The 1,821-nt window shown below is 71.8% G+C and carries 2 protein-coding genes; both read right to left on the bottom strand.

The window, feature by feature from the left end; translation table 11 throughout:
- Positions 1–7: 7 nt before the first annotated feature.
- Positions 8–820: a DsbA family protein gene (locus tag ACWGI8_RS43865; RefSeq protein WP_453669158.1), complete on the bottom strand. Its 813-nt coding sequence runs from the start codon at positions 818–820 to the stop codon at positions 8–10.
- A gap of 94 nt (positions 821–914) precedes the next feature.
- A complete protein-coding gene (locus ACWGI8_RS43860) occupies positions 915–1,598 on the bottom strand; it encodes a hypothetical protein (RefSeq protein ID WP_453669160.1) in 684 nt (227 codons plus the stop codon).
- Positions 1,599–1,821: the final 223 nt, after the last annotated feature.

Raw genomic sequence — 1,821 nt, 5'->3', positions numbered from 1 at the left:
GAGTCGGCTACCCCTTGAGCGCCTTGTCGATCGCGGCGTTGAACTGCTCCACCGTCATGGGCGTGTTCTGGCTGCCCTCGGCGTTGATCTTCTTGCCGTCCATCTTGAGCGTCGGCGTGCCCTCGACGCCGCTCTTCTGGAAGGTGTCGGACATCTTCAGCGCCCAGGCGTCGTACGTGCCGTCCTTGACGGCCTTCTCGAAGGCCGCGTTGTTCTTCAGCGCGGCCACCGAGTCGGCAATCTCGAGCAGGTAGTCGTCCTTGGCGAACTTGTCCTCGCTCTCCTGCGGGTGGAACTTCGCGGAGTAGAGAGCCGCCTTGTACTCCATGAAGGCCTCGGGGCTCACATCGAGCGCCGCGCCCAGCGCGGAGAGCGCGTTCTTCGACCCCTCGCCGTTGGTGGCGTTGTCGATGAAGCTCGCGCCGATGTACTTGATCTTGTACTTGCCGGCGTCGACGTCCTTCTTGACCGTCTCGCCGACCGCCTGCTCGAAGGTCGCGCAGATCGGGCAGCGCGAGTCCTCGTACAGCTCCAGGGTCTTCTTCGCGGCGGGCTTGCCGATGACGACCGTCGTGCCGTTCTCACCCTCGGTGTTCTTGGGCTTGACGACCTTCGCGTCCTTGGCGGCCTCCCACGCCGTGGGCTTGTTGGCCTGCATGACGGCGTAGCCGACGCCGCCCGCCACCGCCAGTACGCCGACGATCGAGGCGACGACGACCAGCTGCCGCCTGATCTTGTCCTTCTTGGCCTGGCGCTCGCGCTCGGCGCGCAGCCGCTCGCGGGCGGCTGCCTTGTTGGCCTGGCTGTTGCGTGCACTCATGATCGTGTTCTCCGTGGGGATCCGTGGGAAGTGGTTCGGCCGGGGAGCGCCGGGCTCGGCTCGGAGCGAGACGTGTCGGCTCGCAGTGGGTTCCTCAGCTCGGCGCGAGAGCCGTGAGCGGCGGCCCCCTGCGTCCCACGGAGTGCACGAAGTGCAGGGTGCGGGCGAAGCGCGGCCGGCCGGCGATGCGCTCCGCATGGCGGGCGGTCCCGCGGCCCCCGTACACCACGGCGACGGCGATCAGCAGCGGACGGAAGGCGAACCCCGCCACCGCGCGCAGCAGACCCGCCAGCGCGGACTCACCGCGCCGCAGCCAGGCCGCGGTGAGCAGCCCGACCGACACGTGCGCCGCGAGCAGCAGCCAGGGCACGGCCGGGTCGGGGGAGTTGATCAGCGTGGCCATCCGGCCCTCGGCCGGGGCCACACCGGGCAGCGGGGCGCCGACGCTGCCGCCGCACAGCACATCCACCCCGACCGCGCGCAGCGAACCGGCGACCGGTCCGCCCGCCGCGCCGTAACAGACGTGCTGGCCGGTGGTGAAGACGGTGTCCGCGGCCAGCTCCAGCGGGACCAGCACGGCCGCGATCGGCCAGTACCCCCGCTCGCGACCCGCCAGCGCGTACGTGAGCAGGAACACCCCGGCGGCGACGGCGACGACCGTCGTCAGCGGCAGCGGCACCTGGGACAGCAGCACGTGGGAGGCCACGGACAGCGTCACGACGAGTGCCGTGAAGATCGCTGCCCGCAGCCCCCTGAGCCGCGTGTCGCTTATGTGCAAAGGGTCCTGCCTGCCGGGTGTCTTCTGCTGCCGGGGGCCGGGGCCGTTCCCCGGGAAGTGCAGCATCGCTGAAGGAGTGTGCCATGCGCCGCGATAAGCCGCTGCTAAGGATCCGGTCGCGAGGGCCGGCCGCCCGCCCCCGGCCGCCCGCCCCGCCGGCGCGCCGGCCCCCCCCCCCGCCCCCGCCCCCGCCCCCCCCCCCCGCCCCCCCCCCCCGCCCCCG

Source organism: Streptomyces sp. NPDC054841, assembly GCF_053611045.1.
The sequence above is the reverse complement of the archived record's forward strand: the minus strand, read 5'-3'. Positions and strand labels throughout refer to the sequence as shown.